The organism is Pseudomonas sp. IzPS59, from assembly GCF_014863505.1.
Taxonomy (GTDB): Bacteria; Pseudomonadota; Gammaproteobacteria; order Pseudomonadales; family Pseudomonadaceae; genus Aquipseudomonas; species Aquipseudomonas kribbensis.
On sequence record NZ_CP062251.1, the window covers coordinates 5,402,566 to 5,423,768 of the forward strand.

Annotated in this window: 19 protein-coding genes; 5 read left to right on the top strand and 14 right to left on the bottom strand. The window is 61.5% G+C overall.

Going from position 1 to position 21,203, the window contains the following annotated elements; translation table 11 throughout:
• Positions 1–145: 145 nt before the first annotated feature.
• The 3 genes from clpB to rluD all read right to left on the bottom strand — a co-directional run bounded on the left by clpB (position 146) and on the right by rluD (position 4,522).
• Complete coding sequence (gene clpB / locus IF189_RS24225; protein WP_114885605.1) at positions 146–2,710, bottom strand: ATP-dependent chaperone ClpB; 2,565 nt, start codon at positions 2,708–2,710, stop codon at positions 146–148.
• 130 nt (positions 2,711–2,840) lie between these two features.
• Entirely contained in the window at positions 2,841–3,563 is a 723-nt protein-coding gene (gene pgeF, locus IF189_RS24230) for a peptidoglycan editing factor PgeF (protein ID WP_192552377.1), read from the bottom strand.
• Positions 3,560–4,522, bottom strand: coding sequence for a 23S rRNA pseudouridine(1911/1915/1917) synthase RluD (gene rluD, locus IF189_RS24235; RefSeq protein ID WP_085712174.1), 963 nt, complete (start codon positions 4,520–4,522; stop codon positions 3,560–3,562). The genes pgeF and rluD overlap by 4 nt, the downstream gene beginning before the upstream one ends.
• Positions 4,523–4,674: 152 nt before the next feature.
• Here rluD and IF189_RS24240 point away from each other — a divergent pair, with 152 nt between their 5' ends.
• From IF189_RS24240 to IF189_RS24255, 4 genes are all read left to right on the top strand, one after another.
• Positions 4,675–5,691, top strand: a complete 1,017-nt coding sequence (locus tag IF189_RS24240) for an outer membrane protein assembly factor BamD (RefSeq protein WP_114885609.1) — start codon at positions 4,675–4,677, stop codon at positions 5,689–5,691.
• A gap of 126 nt (positions 5,692–5,817) precedes the next feature.
• Positions 5,818–6,051, top strand: coding sequence for a PP0621 family protein (locus IF189_RS24245; RefSeq protein ID WP_085712176.1), 234 nt, complete (start codon positions 5,818–5,820; stop codon positions 6,049–6,051).
• Positions 6,041–7,630, top strand: coding sequence for a sensor histidine kinase (locus IF189_RS24250; RefSeq protein ID WP_192552378.1), 1,590 nt, complete (start codon positions 6,041–6,043; stop codon positions 7,628–7,630). The genes IF189_RS24245 and IF189_RS24250 overlap by 11 nt, the downstream gene beginning before the upstream one ends.
• Positions 7,627–8,973: a sigma-54-dependent transcriptional regulator gene (locus IF189_RS24255; RefSeq protein WP_192552379.1), complete on the top strand. Its 1,347-nt coding sequence runs from the start codon at positions 7,627–7,629 to the stop codon at positions 8,971–8,973. The genes IF189_RS24250 and IF189_RS24255 overlap by 4 nt, the downstream gene beginning before the upstream one ends.
• On the opposite strand, the gene thiO is transcribed toward IF189_RS24255, so the two are convergent.
• Genes thiO through IF189_RS24290 form a run of 7 tightly spaced genes read right to left on the bottom strand, consistent with a single transcriptional unit; the run spans position 8,970 to position 15,742 of the window.
• Positions 8,970–10,070 carry a glycine oxidase ThiO gene (gene thiO / locus IF189_RS24260; protein ID WP_134828151.1) on the bottom strand — a complete coding sequence of 367 codons (1,101 nt, stop codon included), beginning with the start codon at positions 10,068–10,070 and terminating at the stop codon, positions 8,970–8,972. The genes IF189_RS24255 and thiO overlap by 4 nt on opposite strands.
• Positions 10,071–10,127: 57 nt before the next feature.
• Positions 10,128–10,529: a type IV pilin protein gene (locus tag IF189_RS24265; RefSeq protein WP_085712180.1), complete on the bottom strand. Its 402-nt coding sequence runs from the start codon at positions 10,527–10,529 to the stop codon at positions 10,128–10,130.
• Between the two features lie 14 nt (positions 10,530–10,543).
• Positions 10,544–13,636: a pilus assembly protein gene (locus tag IF189_RS24270; protein WP_134828152.1), complete on the bottom strand. Its 3,093-nt coding sequence runs from the start codon at positions 13,634–13,636 to the stop codon at positions 10,544–10,546.
• Positions 13,623–14,102, bottom strand: a complete 480-nt coding sequence (locus IF189_RS24275) for a PilX N-terminal domain-containing pilus assembly protein (RefSeq protein WP_134828153.1) — start codon at positions 14,100–14,102, stop codon at positions 13,623–13,625. The genes IF189_RS24270 and IF189_RS24275 overlap by 14 nt, the downstream gene beginning before the upstream one ends.
• A 10-nt stretch (positions 14,103–14,112) precedes the next feature.
• Positions 14,113–14,826 (bottom strand): PilW family protein, encoded by a 714-nt coding sequence (locus IF189_RS24280; protein ID WP_192552380.1) that lies wholly within the window; start codon positions 14,824–14,826, stop codon positions 14,113–14,115.
• Positions 14,823–15,272, bottom strand: a complete 450-nt coding sequence (pilV, locus tag IF189_RS24285; RefSeq protein ID WP_134828154.1) for a type IV pilus modification protein PilV — start codon at positions 15,270–15,272, stop codon at positions 14,823–14,825. Before pilV ends, IF189_RS24280 begins: the two co-directional genes overlap by 4 nt.
• Complete coding sequence (locus IF189_RS24290; RefSeq protein WP_114885624.1) at positions 15,269–15,742, bottom strand: GspH/FimT family protein; 474 nt, start codon at positions 15,740–15,742, stop codon at positions 15,269–15,271. Before IF189_RS24290 ends, pilV begins: the two co-directional genes overlap by 4 nt.
• A gap of 129 nt (positions 15,743–15,871) precedes the next feature.
• Here IF189_RS24290 and IF189_RS24295 point away from each other — a divergent pair, with 129 nt between their 5' ends.
• Positions 15,872–16,426, top strand: a complete 555-nt coding sequence (locus IF189_RS24295; RefSeq protein WP_134828155.1) for a GspH/FimT family protein — start codon at positions 15,872–15,874, stop codon at positions 16,424–16,426.
• Here the strand turns inward: IF189_RS24295 and ispH are convergent.
• From ispH to ileS, 4 genes are all read right to left on the bottom strand, one after another.
• Positions 16,398–17,342, bottom strand: coding sequence for a 4-hydroxy-3-methylbut-2-enyl diphosphate reductase (gene ispH / locus IF189_RS24300; RefSeq protein ID WP_103303594.1), 945 nt, complete (start codon positions 17,340–17,342; stop codon positions 16,398–16,400). The two genes, IF189_RS24295 and ispH, sit on opposite strands and share 29 nt — an antisense overlap.
• Positions 17,343–17,415: 73 nt before the next feature.
• The gene (gene fkpB / locus IF189_RS24305; protein ID WP_170931652.1) at positions 17,416–17,853 is read right to left on the bottom strand and encodes an FKBP-type peptidyl-prolyl cis-trans isomerase; all 438 of its coding nucleotides are present in this window, start codon (positions 17,851–17,853) and stop codon (positions 17,416–17,418) included.
• Positions 17,854–17,860: 7 nt separating this feature from the next.
• Positions 17,861–18,373, bottom strand: a complete 513-nt coding sequence (lspA, locus tag IF189_RS24310; protein ID WP_085712189.1) for a signal peptidase II — start codon at positions 18,371–18,373, stop codon at positions 17,861–17,863.
• A complete protein-coding gene (gene ileS / locus IF189_RS24315) occupies positions 18,366–21,197 on the bottom strand; it encodes an isoleucine--tRNA ligase (protein WP_134828156.1) in 2,832 nt (943 codons plus the stop codon). Before ileS ends, lspA begins: the two co-directional genes overlap by 8 nt.
• Positions 21,198–21,203: the final 6 nt, after the last annotated feature.

The following is a 21,203-nucleotide window of genomic DNA, read 5'->3' on the forward strand; positions in this document are numbered from 1 at the left end:
TTCAGATTTCTGCCCAGTGAGCTGAAACCGTGTTGGTGACTGACTGCGGGGCGCACTTTACAAGCCTTTTCCTTTGAGTTCAACAGCCTAACGAAAAAAAAGGCCTCGCATTGCGAGGCCTTGCTTACTTCACCAACCAAAGCTGTCAGTTGAACGTGATCTCGTCGTTCTCCACGACGCCGGTCGCGGTCTCGCCCGGCAGGAAGCGTCCCGACAGGATCAACTGCGCCAACGGGTTCTCGATCCAGCGCTGGATCGCCCGTTTCAGCGGCCGTGCACCGTAGACCGGGTCGTAACCGACGGCAATCAGCTTGTCCATCGCCTCCGGGCTCAGTTCCAGCTTCAGCTCGCGCTCGGCCAGACGACTGCGCAGACGACCCAGCTGGATCTCGGTAATGCCCGCGATCTGATCCCGCGCCAGAGGCTCGAAGATCACCACTTCGTCGACCCGGTTGATGAACTCCGGACGGAAGTGGGTGGAAATCGCATCCATCACCGCTGCCCGTTGTGCTTCGCGATCACCCACCAGTTCCTGGATCTGCATCGAACCCAGGTTGGAGGTCATGACGATCACGGTATTGCGGAAATCCACCGTACGACCGTGGCTGTCGGTCAGGCGACCATCCTCCAGCACTTGCAGCAGAATGTTGAACACATCCGGGTGCGCCTTCTCGACTTCGTCCAGCAGGATCACCGAGTAAGGCTTGCGCCGTACCGCTTCGGTCAGGTAACCGCCCTCTTCGTAACCGACGTAGCCTGGTGGTGCACCGATCAGCCGTGCCACGGAATGTTTCTCCATGAACTCGGACATGTCGATCCGCACCATCGCCTCTTCAGTATCAAAGAGGAATTCGGCCAGTGCCTTGCACAGCTCGGTTTTACCGACACCGGTCGGGCCGAGGAACATGAACGAGCCGCTCGGACGGTTCGGGTCGGACAACCCGGCACGGGATCGCCGCACCGCGTTGGCCACTGCAACCACCGCTTCGTCCTGGCCGATCACGCGCTGGTGCAACAGGCTTTCCATTTTCATCAGTTTGTCGCGCTCGCCTTCGAGCATTTTCGACACGGGAATACCGGTCCACTTCGAAACGACTTCGGCGATTTCCTCTTCGGTCACCTTGCTGCGCAGCAACTGGTTCTCGCTCTTGCCGTGCTGGTCGACCATTTGCAGGCTGCGTTCCAGATCCGGGATCACCCCGTACTGCAACTCGGCCATGCGGTTCAGGTCGCCTTTGCGGCGCGCGGCTTCCAGTTCCTGACGGGACTGTTCGATCTTCTGCTGAATCTGCGCAGAACCCTGTACCTCGGCTTTTTCCGAGTTCCAGATTTCTTCCAGATCCGAGTACTCACGCTCGTGACGGTCGATTTCTTCCTGGAGTTTCTCCAGGCGTTTCTTCGCCGCGTCGTCGCTTTCTTTCTTCAGTGCCTGGGATTCCACCTTCAACTGAATCAGGCGACGCTCCAGACGATCCAGCACCTCCGGCTTGGAATCGATCTCCATACGGATGCGGCTGGCGGCTTCGTCGATCAGGTCGATCGCCTTGTCCGGCAACTGCCGGTCAGTGATGTAGCGATGGCTGAGCTTGGCTGCCGCAATGATCGCACCGTCGGTGATCGCCACTTTGTGGTGAACCTCGTAACGCTCCTTGAGGCCACGCAGGATCGCGATGGTGTCTTCTTCGCTCGGCTCGTCCACCAGCACTTTCTGGAAGCGCCGCTCGAGGGCCGCATCCTTCTCTATATATTGGCGGTACTCGTTGAGCGTGGTCGCACCGACGCAATGCAGCTCGCCACGGGCCAGGGCCGGCTTGAGCATGTTGCCGGCGTCCATCGAGCCTTCGCCCTTGCCGGCGCCGACCATGGTGTGCAGTTCGTCGATGAACAGAATGATCTGCCCTTCCTGCTTCGACAGCTCGTTGAGCAGCGCTTTCAGGCGCTCTTCGAACTCGCCGCGATACTTGGCACCGGCAATCAGCGCCCCCATATCGAGGGACAGCAGACGCTTGCCGCGCAGGCCATCCGGCACTTCGCCGTTGATGATGCGCTGGGCCAGACCTTCGGCAATCGCGGTTTTACCCACGCCAGGCTCGCCGATCAGCACCGGGTTGTTCTTGGTCCGGCGCTGCAGGACCTGAATGGTGCGACGGATTTCATCGTCACGGCCGATCACCGGGTCGAGCTTGCCGTCTTCGGCGCGCTTGGTCAGGTCGACGGTGTATTTATCCAGCGCCTGACGCGACTCTTCGTGGTTGGCGTCGTTGACCGCCTCGCCACCGCGCAGGTTGTTGATGGCGTTTTCCAGCGCCTTTTTGCTCACGCCCTGGCCGAGCAGCAACTTGCCGAGCTTGCTGTTCTCGTCCATCGCCGCGAGCAGTACCAGCTCGCTGGAAATGAACTGGTCGCCCTTCTGCTGGGCCAGACGGTCGGCCTGGTTGAGCAGGCGCGCCAGATCCTGCGACATGTTCACGTCGCCGGTCGGGTTCTGGATTTTCGGTAATTGATCGAGCTCTTTGGTCAGCTCTTTACGCAGGCTGTTGACGTCGAAGCCCACCTGCATCAACAGGGGTTTGATCGAACCACCCTGCTGTTCAAGCATGGCTTGCATCAAATGCGCCGGCTCGATGGCCGGATGATCGTGGCCGACAGCCAGGGATTGGGCATCGGACAACGCCAACTGTAATTTGCTGGTTAAACGGTCTATACGCATGGGTCACCTTCCTTTTGAGCAGGCCGGACCTAAAAAACCATCCTGAATAAAGAAACCTGCCAGATACCGCTATAGATGCGGTCGATTCTGGAAGATTCAAGCGTGGGACAGTTGATGCAGATCAGACAGTTTAGCGGGTGAGCCAAACCAGGGAGGCGAAGCGACCGGTGCGCGATGCACGGCGATAAGAGAAGAAGCGCGGATCGGTCACGGTGCAGAAACCGCCACCATAAACAGCCGTGACACCGCGAACCGCCAGACGCAGGCGCGCCAGCTTATAGATGTCGGCCATGAACTTGCCGGCATTGTGGCTCGGGACAAAGGCTGTCGCGACTTCGGGCAATTGATTGATGAAGACTTCCCGGACTTCCGGGCCGACTTCGAAGGCTTGCGGACCGATGGCCGGGCCGAGCCAGACCAGGATGTCTTCGGTAGGTACATCCAGACTGTCGAGGGTCGCTTCCAGCACGCCTGCCGCCAGCCCACGCCAACCGGCATGCGCCGCTGCCACGCGCGTACCGGCACGGTCGCAGAACAGCGCCGGCAGGCAATCGGCGGTCATTGCCGCACAAGCGATACCCGGTGTTGCCGTCCAGCTGGCATCCGCCGTGGCTACAACCGACGGATCAGCATGCGCCACGGCAATCCCGTGCACTTGCTGCAACCAGGCAGGCCTTATAGAGAAGTGATCAGTCAATCGCCGACGGTTTTCGGCGACGGCCTCAGGACGATCATCGACATGATCGCCCAGATTGAGGCTGTCGAACGGCGCCTCGCTGACGCCGCCCTCGCGGGTGGTGACACAGGCCTTGACGCTGGCCGGCGCGGGCCAGTCCGGCGTCAGCCAGTTCATCCGACGAATGCCTCGCGATCCTGCTTGAGCAGGGTCAGCAGCCAGACCAGATCTTCCGGTAACGGCGATTCCCAGCTCATGCGCTCACCGGTGGTCGGGTGATCCAGCTCGAGGAACCGTGCGTGCAGGGCCTGACGCGGGAAGTGTTTCAGCGATTCGACCATGGTCTGGCTCGCCGCCGGCGGAATGCGGAAACGACCGCCGTACGCCGGATCGCCGACCAACGGGAAGTTGATGTGCGCCATGTGTACGCGGATCTGGTGGGTACGACCGGTTTCCAGCTTCACTCGTACGTGAGTGTGGGAACGGAAACGCTCCAGCACGCGATAGTGGCTGACCGCAGGCTTGCCGCCTTCCATCACCGCCATGCGCTGGCGCTGCTGGCCGTGACGACCGATCGGGGCGTTGATCTTACCACCGGCCGTCACCACGCCGATCACGATGCACTCGTAGATCCGGCTGACACTGCGGCTTTGCAGCTGCGCGACCAGTTTGGTCTGCGCCTGGATGGTCTTGGCCACCACCATCAGACCGGTGGTGTCCTTGTCCAGACGATGCACGATGCCGGCACGCGGGACATTGATGATGTCCGGCACGTGGTGCAGCAAGGCATTGAGCAAGGTGCCATCGGCGTGGCCGGCAGCCGGGTGCACCACCAGGCCCGCAGGCTTGTTGATCACCAGGATGTCGTCGTCTTCATAGACGATGTCGAGCTCGATGTCCTGGGCGACCCATTCACCCTGGGCCTCCTGCTCGGCGGTCAGCTCAAGGACGGCACCGCCATGAACGATGTCGCGCGGGCGGATGACCGCCCCGTCCACAGTCAGGCGACCTTCTTTGATCCAGGCGGAAAGGCGCGAGCGGGAGTGCTCTGCGAAGAGTTGGGCGGCGACTTGATCGAGGCGTTGGCCGCCCAATTCGGACGGCACCTCTGCGCGAAGTTCAATTTTATCGGACATGCTCGGACTGGGCGTCGGCTACAGCCTTTGGTTTCGGCTGCGCGCTTGTGGTTAAATACGGCGTCTTTTGCCCCGGGGCTTTTCAACGGGGCGCTCATCATAACAGGACGGCCCCGCCCAAGACAGCGGCCGTCATAGGGACGCAAGCCGCCATGCAAGTGAAACACCTGCTGCTGATCGCCATCCTCGCATTGACCGCTGCTTGCTCATCGAAGGAAGTCGTAGACGAAAACCTGAGCGAAACCGAGCTGTACCAGCAGGCTCAAAAGGACCTGGACAACAACAGTTACACCAGTGCCACCGCCAAGCTGAAGGCTCTGGAGTCGCGCTATCCGTTCGGTCGCTACGCAGATCAGGCACAACTTGAACTGATTTATGCGAACTACAAGAACTCGGAGCCGGAAGCTGCAAAATCCGCCGCCGAGCGCTTCATTCGTCTGCACCCACAGCACCCGAACGTCGATTACGCCTACTACCTGAAGGGCCTGACTTCGTTCGACCAGGACGTCGGCCTGCTGGCGCGCTTCCTGCCGCTGGACATGACCAAGCGTGACCCGGGTGCTGCCCGCGACTCCTACAACGAGTTCGCCCAGCTGACCAGCCGCTACCCGAACAGCCGCTACGCGCCGGACGCCAAGCAGCGCATGATCTACCTGCGCAACCTGCTGGCGGCCTACGAAATCCACGTGGCCGACTACTACCTGACCCGTCAGGCCTACGTCGCCGCCGCCAACCGTGGCCGTTATGTAGTGGAAAACTTCCAGGAAACCCCATCGGTCGGTGACGGCCTGGCGGTGATGACCGAAGCCTACCAGCGTCTGCACCTCGACGAGCTGGCGGCCACCAGCCTGGAAACCCTGAAGCTCAACTACCCGAACCACCCGAGCCTGAAAGACGGTCAGTTCGTACCGTCGGTCGCCGAAGCCGACAACCGTTCGTGGCTGAGCAAGGCCACTCTGGGTCTGATCGAATCCCGTCCGCCGCTGCCGCCGGGAGAGACCCGCGCCAACCAGGACGTGCAGAAGCAGTTCCAGGACGCGAAAGACGCGATCCCGAACGAGCTCAAGCCTAAAGACGAAAACGGCGAAGTGATCGAAGCGCCGGAGCCGGAGTCCAGCAACAGCGACCGCTCCATTTTCAGCTACCTGACCTTCGGTCTGTTCGACTGATCACTTCGGTGATGCAAAAAAGGGAGATCTTCGGATCTCCCTTTTTTATTGCCGCGTTTTATTGCGCTGTGCGCCTGTCGAGTCCTTGGCTAAACTGCCGGATCATCAGCCAAAAAGCCGCCCATCATGCTTCGTCTACTCTTCTGGATCGCCCTGATCGCTGCCGCCGTCTGGCTCTGGCGCAAATTCAAGGCGCCTGTAGCACCCACGCAATCCCCCCGCGAACAGGATGCCGCACCGATGGTGCGTTGCGCCCATTGCGGTGTGCACCTGCCACGCGACCGCGCGCTGAGCCTTCGTCAACAGTGGTATTGCAGCCAGGCTCATCTCGAGCAAGGCCCCGGTTCCAGTGATCGCTGAGGCGACCGACGCCACTCGCAAACAGGCCCAGCGACTGCTGCGCCTCTATCACCTCTACCGTCTGAGCGTCGGCATCACCCTGGTGCTGCTGATCTCCAGCAACATGGACAACCGCCTGCTGACATCGGCCGACGACGAGCTGCTGCGCAATGGCAGCTGGTTGTACCTGGTGCTGAATATCCTGCTGGTGGTGTTCCTGGAGAACATCCGCCGTCCGGCCCAGTTGTTCGGGCTGGCCCTGGTCGACATCCTGCTGCTGTGCGGCTTGTTCTACGCCGCCGGCGGCGTGGCCAGTCCGGTCGGCAATCTGCTGATCGTCTCGGTAGCCATCAGCAACACGCTGTTGAAACGGCGTATCGGCGTGCTGATCGCGGCCATCGGTGCACTCGGCATTGTCGGTCTCAGCTTCCTGCTGAGCTTCAGCCATCCCCTGAGCGCCAACGAATACCTGCAAGCGGGAACTCTCGGCGCCCTGTGTTTTGCCGGAGCGCTGCTGGTGCAAGGCTTGATCCGTCGCCTCGAAGTCAGCGAGACCCTCGCCGAACAACGGGCCAGCGAGGTGGTCAGCCTCGAAGCTCTCAACGCCTTGATCCTGCAACGCATGCGCACCGGCATCCTGGTCCTCGACGAACAACGCCGGGTGCAACTGGCCAACCACAGCGCCCGGACGCTGCTGGCGCAGTCGCCCCTTGAGGGGCATTTGATCGATGACTATTCGATCGCACTGGTCGAGCGCCTGAACCTTTGGCTGAACAATCCGACCCTGCGCCCGCAGAGCCTGAAAATCGCCGCCAACGGCCTGGAACTGCAACCGAGCTTCATCGCCCTGGAGCAGAGCCCGAACCGTCAGACCCTGGTGTTTCTCGAAGACCTCGCGCAAATCGCCCAGCAGGCCCAGCAACTGAAGCTCGCCGCGCTCGGGCGCCTGACCGCCGGCATCGCCCACGAGATCCGCAACCCGTTGGGCGCCATCAGTCATGCCGCACAGTTGCTGCGGGAATCCGAGGAACTCGATGGCGCGGACCGGCGTCTGACGCAGATCATCCAGGATCACTCCCAGCGCATGAACCGAGTCATTGAAAACGTCCTGCAACTGTCCCGCCGCCAGCAGAGCGCGCCGCAACGGCTGGATCTCGAGCCCTGGCTCGAGCACTTCGTCGAGGAAAGCCGCGAACAGGCCAGCGAGCACCAACGGATTCATCTGAACATCGAAACCGGGGATTTCCGCACCCTGATGGACCCGGGGCAACTGACGCAAATTCTCGACAATCTGTTGCGCAATGGCTGGCGACACAGCGCCCTGCTGCACGATCCGGCGCAGGTCTGGCTGCGGCTGTTCATCGACCCCGAGAGCCAGCTGGCCGTGCTCGAAGTCCAGGACAACGGCCCCGGCGTGGCGCTGGATCAGCAGGCGCATCTGTTCGAACCTTTCTTCACCACCAGCAGCCAGGGCACCGGCCTTGGGCTTTATCTGTCCCGTGAGCTGTGCGAAAGCAACCAGGCCCGCCTAGACTTCAAACCACGCCAAGGCGGCGGCTGCTTTCGCATCACCTTTGCTCACGGACGGAAACAAAGTTGAACACGAGCCCACGGCAAAAAATCCTCATCGTCGACGACGAACCGGATATCCGCGAACTCCTGGAAATCACCCTGGGACGGATGAAACTCGACACCTTCAGCGCACGCAACCTCGGCGAAGCCCAGGCGCTGCTGAACCGCGACACCTTCGACCTGTGCCTGACCGACATGCGCCTGCCGGACGGCACCGGGCTGGACCTGGTGCAGCACATCCAGCAACGCTACCCTCAATTGCCGGTGGCGATGATCACCGCCTATGGCAGCCTGGAAACGGCGATCAACGCCCTGAAAGCCGGGGCTTTCGACTTCCTGACCAAACCGGTGGATCTCACTCGACTGCGCGAGCTGGTTGCCACCGCATTGCGGATGCCGGCAACCGGCGGTGTCTGTACCTCGATTGACCGGCGCCTGCTCGGTGACTCGTTGCCGATGCGCAACCTGCGCAAGCAGATCGACAAGCTGGCCCGCAGTCAGGCGCCGGTCTATATCAGTGGCGAGTCCGGCAGCGGCAAGGAACTGGTCGCCCGCCTGATTCACGAGCAAGGCCCGCGCGCCAGCCAATCGTTCGTGCCGGTGAATTGCGGGGCGATTCCTTCGGAATTGATGGAGAGCGAGTTCTTCGGGCACCGCAAAGGCAGTTTCACGGGGGCGGTGGACGATAAGCCGGGCCTGTTCCAGGCCGCCCATGGCGGGACGCTGTTTCTCGATGAAGTAGCGGACTTGCCGCTGTCGATGCAGGTCAAGCTGCTGCGGGCGATACAGGAAAAAGCCGTGCGCAGCGTCGGCGGCCAGCAGGAAACCGTGGTCGATGTGCGCATTTTGTGTGCCACCCACAAGGATCTGGACGCCGAAGTCGCCGCCGAACGCTTTCGGCAGGATCTGTATTACCGGCTGAACGTGATTGAACTGCGGGTGCCTTCTCTGCGCGAACGTCGTGACGATATCGAGGCATTGGCCAGCCATATGCTCAAGCGTCTGGCCCACGGCACTGGCCAGCCGGCGGCACGCCTGCATCCTCAAGCGCTGGAGGCCTTGAAGAACTACCGTTTTCCGGGGAATGTCCGGGAGTTGGAGAACGTCCTTGAGCGTGCGCACACCCTGTGCGAAAACCGCACGATCGAGGCCGACGACCTGCGCCTGAGCGAAGGCAATTGCACAGCCGAAGGCGGCATTGCCGATCTCACGCAGATCGACAACCTGGAAGACTATCTGGAAAACGTCGAGCGCAAACTGATCCTGCAGGCGCTGGAAGAAACCCGCTGGAACCGTACTGCAGCGGCCCAGCGGTTGAATCTGTCATTCCGTTCGATGCGCTACAGGCTCAAGAAGCTCGGCCTGGATTAAATGCGCCCGGTCGGGGCATACGGCGCCGGATCGATGATCGGCGCTCGCCCCAGCATCACATCGGCAAACAGCTGACAGGAAGCAGGCGCCAGCACCAGTCCGTTACGGTAATGCCCGCAGTTGAGCCACAAGCCATCAACACCGGGCACCCGCCCGATATAGGGAATGCCTTCCGGCGAGCCGGGGCGCAACCCGGCCCAGTGCCCCACCACTTCGGCATCCGCCAGCGCCGGCAGCAACTCCACGGCCGACGCTTTCAGGCTTTCCAGAGCGTTTTCGGTAGGGGTCTTGTCGAAACCTTCGTGCTCCAGCGTACTGCCGATCAGGATGTGCCCGTCGCGGCGCGGAATCGCATAACGCCCCTTGGCCAGTACCATGCTCGGCAGGAAGTCCGCCGCGCACTTGTAGAGAATCATCTGGCCTTTGACCGGTTCCACCGGCAGCGACAGATTCAGCGTCTTGAGCAGTTCGCCGCTCCACGCCCCCGCCGCCAGCACCACCTGATCGCCGTTGATAACGCCTTTCGACGTTTGCACACCGACAACCTTCTCGTCCTCACGGACAAACCCGCTGACCTCACATTGTTCGTGAATCGTCACGTTCGGCAATGCCTGCAACGCGGCTTTCAGCGACTTCACCAGCCGTGGGTTGCGTACGTTGGCCACGTCGGCCATGTAGATCGCCCGGGAAAAACCGCAGCCAAGTACCGGCACCGCATCATGGGCCGCCGAGATATCCACAGCCCGCAGCGGACGGTTTTCCCGCTCGGCCCAGGCCAGCGCTTCGGCTTCGTCGTCCAGGTCCAGCCAGTACAGTCCGGTGGTGTGGACTTCAGGATCGACACCGGTGTCGGCAAACAATCGCTCGCCCAGCTGTGGATAAAAGTCCTGCGACCAGTGCGCCAGCGCCGTGACCGCCGGGCTATAGCGCCATGGATACAGCGGAGAAACGATGCCGCCTCCGGCCCAGGACGATTCCTGGCCGACGTTCGAGCGATCCAGCAGCACCACGCTGCGCACTTCGGAGGCGAGGTTGTACGCGGTCAGCAGGCCAATCACCCCGCCACCGACAATCACCACTTGCTGTTGCCTGGTCATGTTTGTTCCAACCGTAAAAAAGACAGTGGGCGCAAAAGGCGCCCGAATGAAAGCGGCTCAGCGGCCCCAGCAATCCTTGGTGGCAAGCCCGGCAGTCGCGTTGATCATACTGCGCACACCGGTGTTGGTGAGGGTGAAGTCCCCGCACTTGTCGCCGGCCATGGTCGTGCCGGCCTTGCGGGTCGCGGTCAGCAGGTAGGTCTGGTCAGCGATGGTCGGGGTGATGGTGTAGAAATCATTGCCCGTGCTGAGCCCGGTGACACCGGTGTAAACATTGTTGCGGGTGTAGAAGCGTTCGAGGGTCTGCGCCTGCTCGTTCAGCAGCGAGGCCACTTCGGCGCGGCGGCCCTTTTTCAGGTATTCGGTATAGCTCGGTGCGGCAATGGTGATGATGATCCCGATGATCGCAATCACGATCATGATTTCGATCAGGGTGAACCCGCGGATGGATCTGCGCATGCCTCAACTCTCGCTTACTGTATTTGTCGCCACATGATACGACGGCTGCCGCCGCCGGATTTTTCCACCAGGGTGGTGATCCCGCCACTGGAATCGTTCACGATCTTGCGCGATGCGCCGTTGACGATGGCATTCAGGGTAGGAATGCCGCCACTGAACACCACACCGCTGGAAATCGTGTCATTGGTGTCGACCACGCCGTCGGCGTTGGTGTCGAGCACCGCATAGTTGAGCATCTTACCGCTGAACGCATCGAGTTCGACCAGTTTGCCGGTACCGAAACTGGAGCACGGGTCGGTGGTATCGACACTGGCCGTGGTGAACACGATACGCCCCAGCACCAGACTCGCCTGATTGATCACCCGCTCGCCGGTCAATACGTTGTTGTAAACCAGCGGCAGATACCAGCCCTTCTCCGCCGGATACGTGGTGTCGTTCTGGGTCGTGGTAATGAACTGCCCTGAACTGCCCGAGAACACACCGGTGATGGCCTGGGCCTGCAAACTGCTGACCGTCAGTTGCCCCGAACCGCCATCGGCATCCCACACCGAATAGAACGCTTGCAGATCCTTGTTGGTCTTGTCGGCGGTCTCGTTGAATTTGCCAGTACCGACGAAAATCTGTTTGCCCCCCAATGAGTTGTCCGCCAGCAAAGGCTGCGCCGTGATCGGTTGCGTCGTGCCGCCCGCCGTGGTGAACAGCGGCTTGCCGGAAAATGCCACGCCCCAGCTGTCGGTGGTGGTCGCGCTCAGGTCGAACTTCCACAGGCGCCCCTTCAGATCACCGCCGTACGCGGCCTGCACCACATTCTGCGAGTTGACCTTGAGCTTCACCGACGACAGTCCGTTGGTGGTTTCGGTACTGTCGATGACGATTTTCTTGATCAGCGAACCGTCGCGTACATCCAGCACATACAACGCCGCCACCCCCGAGTTGCTGCCGTAGCCATTGGCGATGAAAGCCGCCCAGCGACCATCGGCCAAGCGTGCCACTTCCGGCCGGGCGTAGGCATAACCCAGATCATTGAAAGTGTTCGCGGTGTTGGCGGTGGCCGGTGCACTCACTTCCCACAACGCATTGAGAATGTTCCCTGCCGAGGCGTCGAACAACTGCAAGGCATAGAACGTCTTGCCGCCGGCCCCGGTGCCGCCGATGGCGAGGGTTTTCCAGGCTGTGCCGAACTGCGCGTCATAGACACCGACCTGCCCGTCCACCAGAAACTTGTGGCTGACGCCGTTGATGTAGTTGGGGTCGGCGATCAATCGCAACGACGGCAGCACGCTCGACGGCATGTAGGCGTAACGCCGGGTGCCGTTGGCCGGGTTGATGACGCTGACGAAACCGTCGTTGCCGTTCACCACCAGGTTGGCATTCATGTTCGCGGCCTTGGTGGTCAGGTAACTGGTGTAGGTGGTGTCGCCCGACAGGTCGGAGGCGGTCTTGTCCGTGGGCGCGGCCAGCACCAGCGGCGAGTTGATGATGTCGCCCAGCAATACGCTGCGCACCTTGAGCCCGGTCTTGTTGGTGCCCTTGCTCCACTCCACCAGGTCGCTGCCACTGATGCCGCTGGGCAGGCTCTGGCCGAGCGTTGTCTGCTGCGCCGCAGAGAAGTTGCCGTAAGCCAGTGTCACTGCCGCGTTGCTCAAGGTATTCCACGATTGATAGGTCGGTGCCGTGGCGCCGGGAACGATGGCGGTGTCGGTCGTCCACAGCACCGCCGAGGTGTTGACCGTCCCGCTCGAGGTGAAGCCGAAGGACTTGATGGTGCCGCGCCAGTCCCGGGGATCGTAACTGGTCTGGAAATAGCTGCTGCCGCTCACCAGTGTCGTAGCGCTGGTCACACCACTGCCTCCGGAACCGGCCTTGGAGGTGATGTCGCTCAATGCCGATGACAACGCCGTGTTCAGGCCGGCACTGTCGGTGGCCTGGTAATACTTGCCCTGGCCATAGTTCGCCGCGTCCGACAACATATCGTTGTCGGCGGTGAAGCCAACGGTGTAAGTGTTCATGTTCTGTTTGGGAAAGTCTGGCGAGCTCCAGCTCTTGCCAGCCGCATCGACACCGGTCGAACGCATGTCGATGTCGAAGGCGAACTTGGCGATGTCGTCCAGATACAGCGTGTCGCCCTCGTTATCGCCGCTGAGATTGTTGCCGTCATTGTTGATGCCATCCCAGTTCGGCAATCGGCTGCCGCCCAGCGGGTCATTGGTGGGGAACGTGCGGTCGTAGGTCGGCAGGCCGTCGGTAATCACCACCCCGTAATTTTTCTGGCAACGGTACTGGATCGGACTGGTGTAGGTGCTCGGCGTGGTGTTGTAGTACGGCGTCATGCCGCGCATGTAGCGGGTGATTTCGTAATAGGTTTCCGCCAAGGGCGTATTGGCCACGGCGCTCAGGCCGCTGATCGCCGAGATCAGCGCGTTGTAGTTACTGTCGGCCTGGGCCTGGGTCACGCTGCCGCTGACCGGCGCCAGGTCGCTGACGGACCGGGCGATGTAGCCGCCGTTGCCCGGGTTGCTGCTGGTGGCCGGGTTGAATGTCGACAGGCCGAAACGCAGGTTTCGGTTGCTGGTCACCAGTGCGGTGGAAACGTTGCGGGCGACGTTGATCCGGTAGTCGTTGGGAATCGCCCCGGTGGTGAAGTCACGGGTGCCGTTGCTGATGGCGAGGCCGACCACGTAGGCGATGTAATCCCCGTAGTACCGGGTATTGCCGCCGCCGACCGGGTCCGGCAGTTTAAGGCACAGCGGTGCCAGGCTGTTGTTGTAGAACGCATAGGCACCGCCGGAGCAGCCGGAGGTCGGCAGGCTCGACAGAAATACCGGATCACCAGTGATGGCCGTCGAACTCAGACACAACCCGAGCACCGCGTTGCACTGCCGGGCCGGTGTGCGAGTGACCGCAGGATCAAAACCCGCAGCGTAAATGATGCTGTTCATGCTGCCCGAGTCGTCGATCAGCAAGATGACATTCGGCGGCACGGCGGCGGCACTGAGCAATGGCGAATCAGACGGCGTGAACGCATACGCCGGCGCGGCCAGATACAACCCCGCAAGAAACCCCGCCAGCCACGGCCGCCAGCCAGAGCGTCGTTCAGTACTTCGCATAGACACTCTCCACCACACTGCGTGAACTGCCGACGATCCCGACGGCCGTGACCCGGTACAGCGTCGCGGAGGTGTTGCTCGGAACGTTCACCGCGGTGAGCGTGGTGCCGATGTTCTGTACCCCGTAGAAACCGTTGCCGGCAGCGATCCAGGTCACCCCGGAGGTCGAATTGAACCCCGCCGCACTGACTACCGACGATTCTGCCGGCGGCGCACATTGGGTGGTATTGGCACACACCGCCAACGAATACGTGCTCAGTTGCACCGCACTCTCGCCAATACGCAGCGCAGCCTCGGCGGTCTGGAACGACTGATTGCGCAGGCTCACGCTGCCGGCCATCTTTTCCTGCAGGTTGGCGCTCTGCATCGATGACAGGCCGATCACCGTCAGGAGTAACAGAAACACCAGGCTGACCAGCAGCACCATGCCACGCTGGGCTCTTCGTTGATGGAGAGAAACCTTCATCGGCCGCCCCTCACTGCAAGCGGTTGCGCAGAGCGGCAACCACGTTGAAGGTCTGGTTGGCGACCCGGTTGTTCGGGTCGGTGAGGGTCAGGGTCAGGCGTACGCTGCGGATGCGCGCCGGATCGCCGGGGTTGCTGCTGTAGGTCGAGGCAGAGACATCCGTCGCCGACGTGGCGAGTCCGAACATCACCGTAAACGCACTGACGTTGTTCACCAGTACCTGCTGGGTCGGCGTTCCGCCACCGGTGCCCATCAGAATCTGGTTGTTGCTGAAGCTGTAGACCAGACGGCGGATGGGGAAGGCGATTTGCCCGGCCGCTGGCGTCTGCAGGTTGCTGTAGGCCGTTGCACTGTTGCGGCAATCGGAAACCACCGTCCAGGTCGATGTTCCGCCGCCACTGCCGACATCGGCAGTGACCAGCGTCAACTTGAGGTTGGTGTTGTCCCAGCTTATAGGCGTGATCTGCGCGGCGTTGAAATCGCCGCTGGTGCTGGCGTCGGTAATGGTCCCGAGGCAGCCGAACATCCCGACCATGCGAATTTCCTGGATCATCTTGCTCAGCACGAACCGCGCATCTTCCTGCATGGCCGCCGAGGTATTCTGGCTGACATAAGTATTCTTGGCCGCGAGAAAAGTCTGCACGACGCCCAGTACGATGATCAGCCCCAGCGCCAGGGCGATGAGCATTTCGATCAGACCGAAACCCTGGTTATGCCGCTTCATGGCGATGCCACCGGATCGACCGTGGCGCGACTGGTCAGGACAAAACTGCGCGGGGCGCTCGCAGTGTTGGCGGCCCGTGAGTCGCTCCAGTTGATGGTGATGGTGTACACCCGCTGGTTGAGGGTGATGCTGCCGGTGGCGGTCGGCCCGCCGAAATTGACGATGTTGGTGGTGAAGTCGTAGAGGTCCTGATCCCGCGTAACGCTCAGGTTGCCCGAGGTCGGCGGCGTGACGGTGTAGTCGGCCCCGGAGTTGGCACGGATGCGGTCCATCATGTCGTAGGCGATGAAACTCGCCTGACTGGTCATGCGCGAGCTGTCGGTGTATTTCAGCGCATTGAGCTGAACCGCCGCCGCCCCCAGCAATCCGACCGTCAGCACCAGCAACGCCACGAGGATTTCGATCAGCGACATGCCTTCCTGTGCAACTCTGCTCCCTGCCCTCATCCGCAGCTTCCACCCGATTGAATTCGTCCGTTCAGACACACGTTCAGCGTCCTGCTTTGGGTTCCCAACGTATAACTGAACACCACCGCCGTGGACGGTGCCGCCAGACCACCCAGATTATTGAAATCCAGTGTGGTCACTCCTGAGGTTAGCGTCAGAGTCGCGCCACTGCTCATCGCTGGAACAACCCGCAATACATTGGCCGAAGTGCCAGTACTGTCGTAGACCGACAACTCCCCCGTCCAGACGCTGCCCCCGGCAGTCGGCCTCAACCGGATGGTGGTACCGCGATCGATGGCTTCCAGTCGCGCATAGTTGAGCGCCCGCTGCAGGTCGCCGACTTCGGTGTCGGCCTTGCTGCCCTGGATCGATCGGGTAAACGCCGGGACGGCCATCGTGATCAGGATCACAACCAATGCGACCGCCACCAGCACCTCGATCAGCGTGAAACCTTTTGTACGATGATCCATCGATGCCCTCCGTTGCCGTCGGCTATACCTGCCCTGTAAACCTAGAACATTCGACCGGATTGCGTCGGTTGATTTGCCCTGCCCGGCGCACGGATCGCGTCGAAAACCTGCTTCAAGGAGGAAATGCTCATGCCGCAACAGGGATTCAGTCTGGTCGAACTGCTCATGGGACTGGCGATCGGCGCAATTGTTCTGTCACTGGTCAGTCCGGCGCTCGCCACACTGAAGGAGTCGAACCAGCGGCAACAGGCTGCGGAATCGCTGATCAGCGGAATCCGCAATGCCCGCAGCCAGGCGATTACGCGCAATCAGAGCGTAGTGATTCACGGCATCGACGGAGACTGGAGCCGGGGCTGGCGGATCATTCTGGATGTCAGTGGCAAGGGCGCGGAGGACAGCAGCAATCCGCTGCTGGTCGAGCACGCCAGTGATGGGCAAGTGCCCATTGTCGGCAACTGGTTTGTCAGTCGGTACATACGGTTCAGCAGTCTGGGGCAACCGCTGATGCCCGGGCGGGCGTTTCAGGCAGGAAAATTACACATCTGTTCGACCCGCGAACCGGTCAGCCAGCTTCAACTGGTGCTGGCGGCAACCGGTCGCGTGCGCCTGGTCAGCGAAAAAGCTGAACAGGCGCTGTGTCGAAAGGATAAAGCGGTCAGATCGAGCGTACGCGCAGCTCTTTAGGCATCGAGAAGGTGATGTTCTCTTCACGCCCGGCCAGCTCGTCGGCACCGGTGGCGCCCCAGGCCTGCAGCTGCTGAATCACGCCACGCACCAGCACTTCCGGCGCAGAAGCACCGGCAGTGATGCCGATACGCTCGACGCCATCGAACCAGCTCTTCTGCAGGTCTTCGGCACCGTCGATCAGGTACGCCGGCGTGGCCATACGCTCGGCCAGCTCGCGCAGGCGATTGGAGTTGGAGCTGTTAGGGCTGCCGACCACCAGGACCACGTCGCATTCATCGGCCAGTTGCTTGACCGCGTCCTGGCGGTTTTGCGTGGCGTAGCAGATGTCGTCCTTGCGCGGCCCGCCGATAGCAGGGAAACGTGTGCGCAAAGCGTCGATGACCCGGCTGGTGTCGTCCATGGACAAGGTGGTCTGGGTGACGAAGGCCAGTTTTTCAGGGTTGTGCACCTGCAGTTCGGCGACATCTTTCTCGTCCTCGACGAGGTAGATCGCGCCACCGTTGCTGGCGTCGTACTGACCCATGGTGCCTTCGACTTCCGGGTGACCGGCGTGGCCGATCAGGATGCATTCACGGCCGTCGCGGCTGTACTTGGCGACTTCGATGTGCACCTTGGTCACCAGCGGGCAAGTGGCGTCGAACACTTTCAGGCCACGACCGGCGGCTTCGGTGCGCACGGCTTGCGAGACGCCATGGGCACTGAAGATCACGATGACGTCGTCCGGCACCTGATCCAGCTCTTCGACGAAGACCGCGCCACGACTGCGCAGGTCCTCGACGACAAACTTGTTGTGCACCACTTCATGACGCACGTAGATCGGCGGCCCGAAGACTTCCAGGGCGCGGTTGACGATTTCGATCGCCCGGTCCACGCCGGCGCAGAAGCCACGGGGGTTGGCGAGTTTGATTTGCATGCTGTGCCTCGTGTCTTGCGCGCGAAAAATTCAGATCAATGCGGGGGCCGGTCCGGCCCCCGCAGAACAGCGTTTACAGCGCTTTGACGGAGAAGATTTCCACGTCAAAGGTCAGCGTCTTGCCGGCCAGCGGGTGGTTGAAATCGACGGTCACTTGCGCGTCGTCGAACTCTTTCACCACACCCGGCAGCTCAGTATTGGCCGCATCGTTGAAGATCACCAGCAAACCTGGCGACAGCTCCATGTCCGCAAACTGCGAACGTGGAATGACCTGCACGTTCTGCGGGTTCGGCTGGCCGAATGCGTTTTCCGGTTCGATGGTCAGGGTGCGCTTGTCACCCGCCTTGAAGCCGAACAGCGCCGCTTCGAAACCCGGCAGCAGGTTGCCGTCGCCGACCTTGAAGGTCGCCGGGGCCTTGTCGAAGGTGCTGTCGACCGTGTCGCCGTTCTCCAGGCGCAATGCAAAATGCAAAGTGACTTCCGTGTTCTGGCCGATGCGTTGCTCAGCCAATACCTGTTCAGTCATGAACGGCTTCTCCGGTTTTTTTACTTTTGAACATGTCCAGTGCCAGCATCACCGCGCCAACGGTGATGGCGCTGTCGGCGAAGTTGAACGCCGGGAAGTACCAGCGGTTCTGCCAGTGCACCAGAATGAAGTCGATCACATGGCCCAGGGCAATGCGGTCATACAGATTGCCCAGCGCGCCGCCCAGCACCAGCGCCAGCGCGATGGCCAGCCAGGTTTCGTTGCGGCCCAGGCGCTTGAGCCAGACCACCAGCACCGCACTGACCACCACCGCGATCAGGGCGAACAGCCAGCGCTGCCAGCCGGAGCTATCAGCCAGGAAGCTGAAAGCAGCGCCGGTGTTGTAGGCCAGGGTCCAGCTGAAGTAATCGGGAATGATCACGATCTGCTGGTACATCTCGAGCTTGCCTTCGAAGTAAAACTTGCTGGCCTGGTCAATGACCAGGACCAGCAAGCTCAACCAGAGCCAGCTCAGCCGTCCGAAACGGCCAACGGCGTTAGGCATAGTGACGAACCTCGCCGGTGCCATCGATGTTGTCCACGCAACGGCCGCAGATTTCCGGATGCTCCGGGTTCACGCCGACGTCTTCACGGCAGTGCCAGCAACGGGCGCATTTCGGGAAGGCCGACTTGACGATTTTCAGCTTCAGGCCGCTGACTTCGGTGGCCACCGCTTCGGCCGGAGCCTGCACGAACGGCGCAACGCTGGCCGTCGAGGTGATCAGTACAAAGCGCAGCTCGTTGCTCAGCTTGGCCAGGTCAGCGCTCAGGGCGTCTTCGGCGTACAGCGTCACTTCGGCTTGCAGGTTGCCACCGACGGCCTTGGCCGCGCGCTGGATTTCCATCTCTTTGTTGACCGCGACCTTCACTTCCATGATGCGATCCCAGTACTCGCGACCCAGTTCGAAGCCTTCCGGCAACTCGGTCAGGCCTTCGTACCAGGTGTTGAGCATCACCGATTCGTTGCGCTCGCCCGGCAGGTACTGCCACAGCTCGTCGGCGGTGAAGGCCAGGATCGGTGCGATCCAGCGCACCAGCGCTTCGGAGATGTGGAACAGCGCGGTCTGGCACGAACGACGGGCCTTGCTGTCGGCGCCGGTGGTGTACTGGCGATCCTTGATGATGTCGAGGTAGAAACCACCCAGCTCCTGCACGCAGAAGTTGTGGATCTTCGAGTAGACGTTCCAGAAACGGTATTCACCGTAGTGCTCTTGCAGCTCGCGCTGCAGCAGCAGGGTACGGTCCACCGCCCAGCGATCCAGCGCCAGCATGTCTTCAGCCGGCAGCAGGTCGGTGGCCGGGTTGAAACCGGTCAGGTTGGAAAGCAGGAAGCGCGCGGTGTTACGGATACGACGATAGGCATCCGCGCTGCGCTGCAGGATCTGCTCGGACACGGCCATTTCGCCGGAGTAGTCGGTCGACGCGACCCACAGACGCATGATGTCGGCGCCCAGGGTGTCGTTGACTTTCTGCGGCGCGATCACGTTGCCCAGGGACTTGGACATCTTGCGGCCGGACTCGTCCACGGTGAAACCGTGGGTCAGCAGCTCGCGGTACGGCGCGTGGTTGTCGATGGCGCAACCGGTCAGCAGGGACGAGTGGAACCAGCCACGGTGCTGGTCCGAGCCTTCCAGGTACAGGTCGGCACGCGGGCCGGTCTCGTGGCCCATCGGGTGCGAACCACGCAGGACGTGCCAGTGCGTGGTGCCCGAGTCGAACCAGACGTCGAGGGTGTCGCTGATCTTGTCGTACTGCGGCGCTTCATCGCCCAGCAGTTCGGCAGCGTCGAGTTTGAACCAGGCTTCGATGCCCTCGACTTCGACGCGCTTGGCGACTTCTTCCATCAGCTCGACGGTGCGTGGGTGCAGCTCGCCGCTTTCCTTGTTCAGGAAGAACGGGATCGGCACGCCCCAGTTACGCTGACGGGAGATGCACCAGTCCGGACGGTTGGCGATCATCGAGTGCAGGCGCGCCTGGCCCCAGGCCGGAACGAACTTGGTGTCTTCGATGGCTTTGAGCGAGCGTACGCGCAGGGTGTCGCCGCTGACTGGCTCTTTGTCCATGCCGATGAACCACTGCGCGGTAGCGCGGTAGATCAGCGGGGTCTTGTGACGCCAGCAGTGCATGTAGCTGTGTTCGATGACGGTGGTGTGCATCAACGCACCGACTTCGGTCAGTTTGTCGACGATGGCCGGGTTGGCCTTCCAGATGAACTGGCCGCCGAAGAATTCCAGCGACGGCACGTAAACGCCGTTGCTCTGTACCGGGTTGAGGATGTCGTCGTTGACCATGCCGTATTTCTTGCAGGTCACGAAGTCGTCCACACCGTAGGCCGGGGCGGAGTGAACCACGCCGGTGCCAGCGCCCAGTTCCACGTAGTCGGCCAGGTACACCGGCGACAGACGGTCATAGAACGGGTGACGGAAATTGATCAGTTCCAGCGCCGAACCCGGTGCGGTGGCCAGAACGGTGCCTTCAACGCCGTAACGGGTCAGGCAGGATTCGACCAGTTCTTCGGCCAGAACCAGCAGTTTGTCGCCGATATCGACCAGCGCGTAGTTGAATTCCGGGTGGACGTTCAACGCCTGGTTGGCCGGGATGGTCCACGGGGTGGTGGTCCAGATCACGATCGAGGCAGGCTTGCCCAGCGACGGCAGACCGAACGCGGCAGCCAGTTTGGCTTCGTCAGCGATCGGGAACGCCACGTCGATGGTCGAGGACTTCTTGTTCTCGTACTCGACTTCCGCTTCGGCCAGGGCCGAACCGCAGTCGAAGCACCAGTTCACAGGCTTCAGGCCCTTGAACACGAAACCGCCCTTGACGATTTCGGCGAGGGCGCGGATTTCACCGGCCTCGTTCTTGAAGTCCATGGTCTTGTACGGGTTGGCGAAGTCGCCCAGCACGCCGAGACGGATGAATTCGGTCTTCTGCCCTTCGATCTGCTCGGTGGCGTAGGCACGGCACAGTTCGCGGGTCTTGTCCGCGCCCAGGTTCTTGCCGTGGGTCACTTCAACCTTGTGCTCGATCGGCAGGCCGTGGCAGTCCCAACCTGGAACATACGGCGCGTCGAAGCCCGACAGGGTCTTCGAGCGGATGATCATGTCCTTGAGAATCTTGTTCAGTGCGTGACCGATGTGGATCGTACCGTTGGCGTACGGAGGGCCGTCGTGCAGGACGAACTTCGGACGATCCTTGCCAATCTCGCGCAACTTTCCGTACAGGCCAATACTGTCCCAGCGCTGCAGGATCTGCGGTTCGCGCTGTGGCAGGCCGGCCTTCATTGGGAAGGCGGTGTCCGGAAGGTTTAGCGTGGCTTTATAGTCGGTCATTTAAGG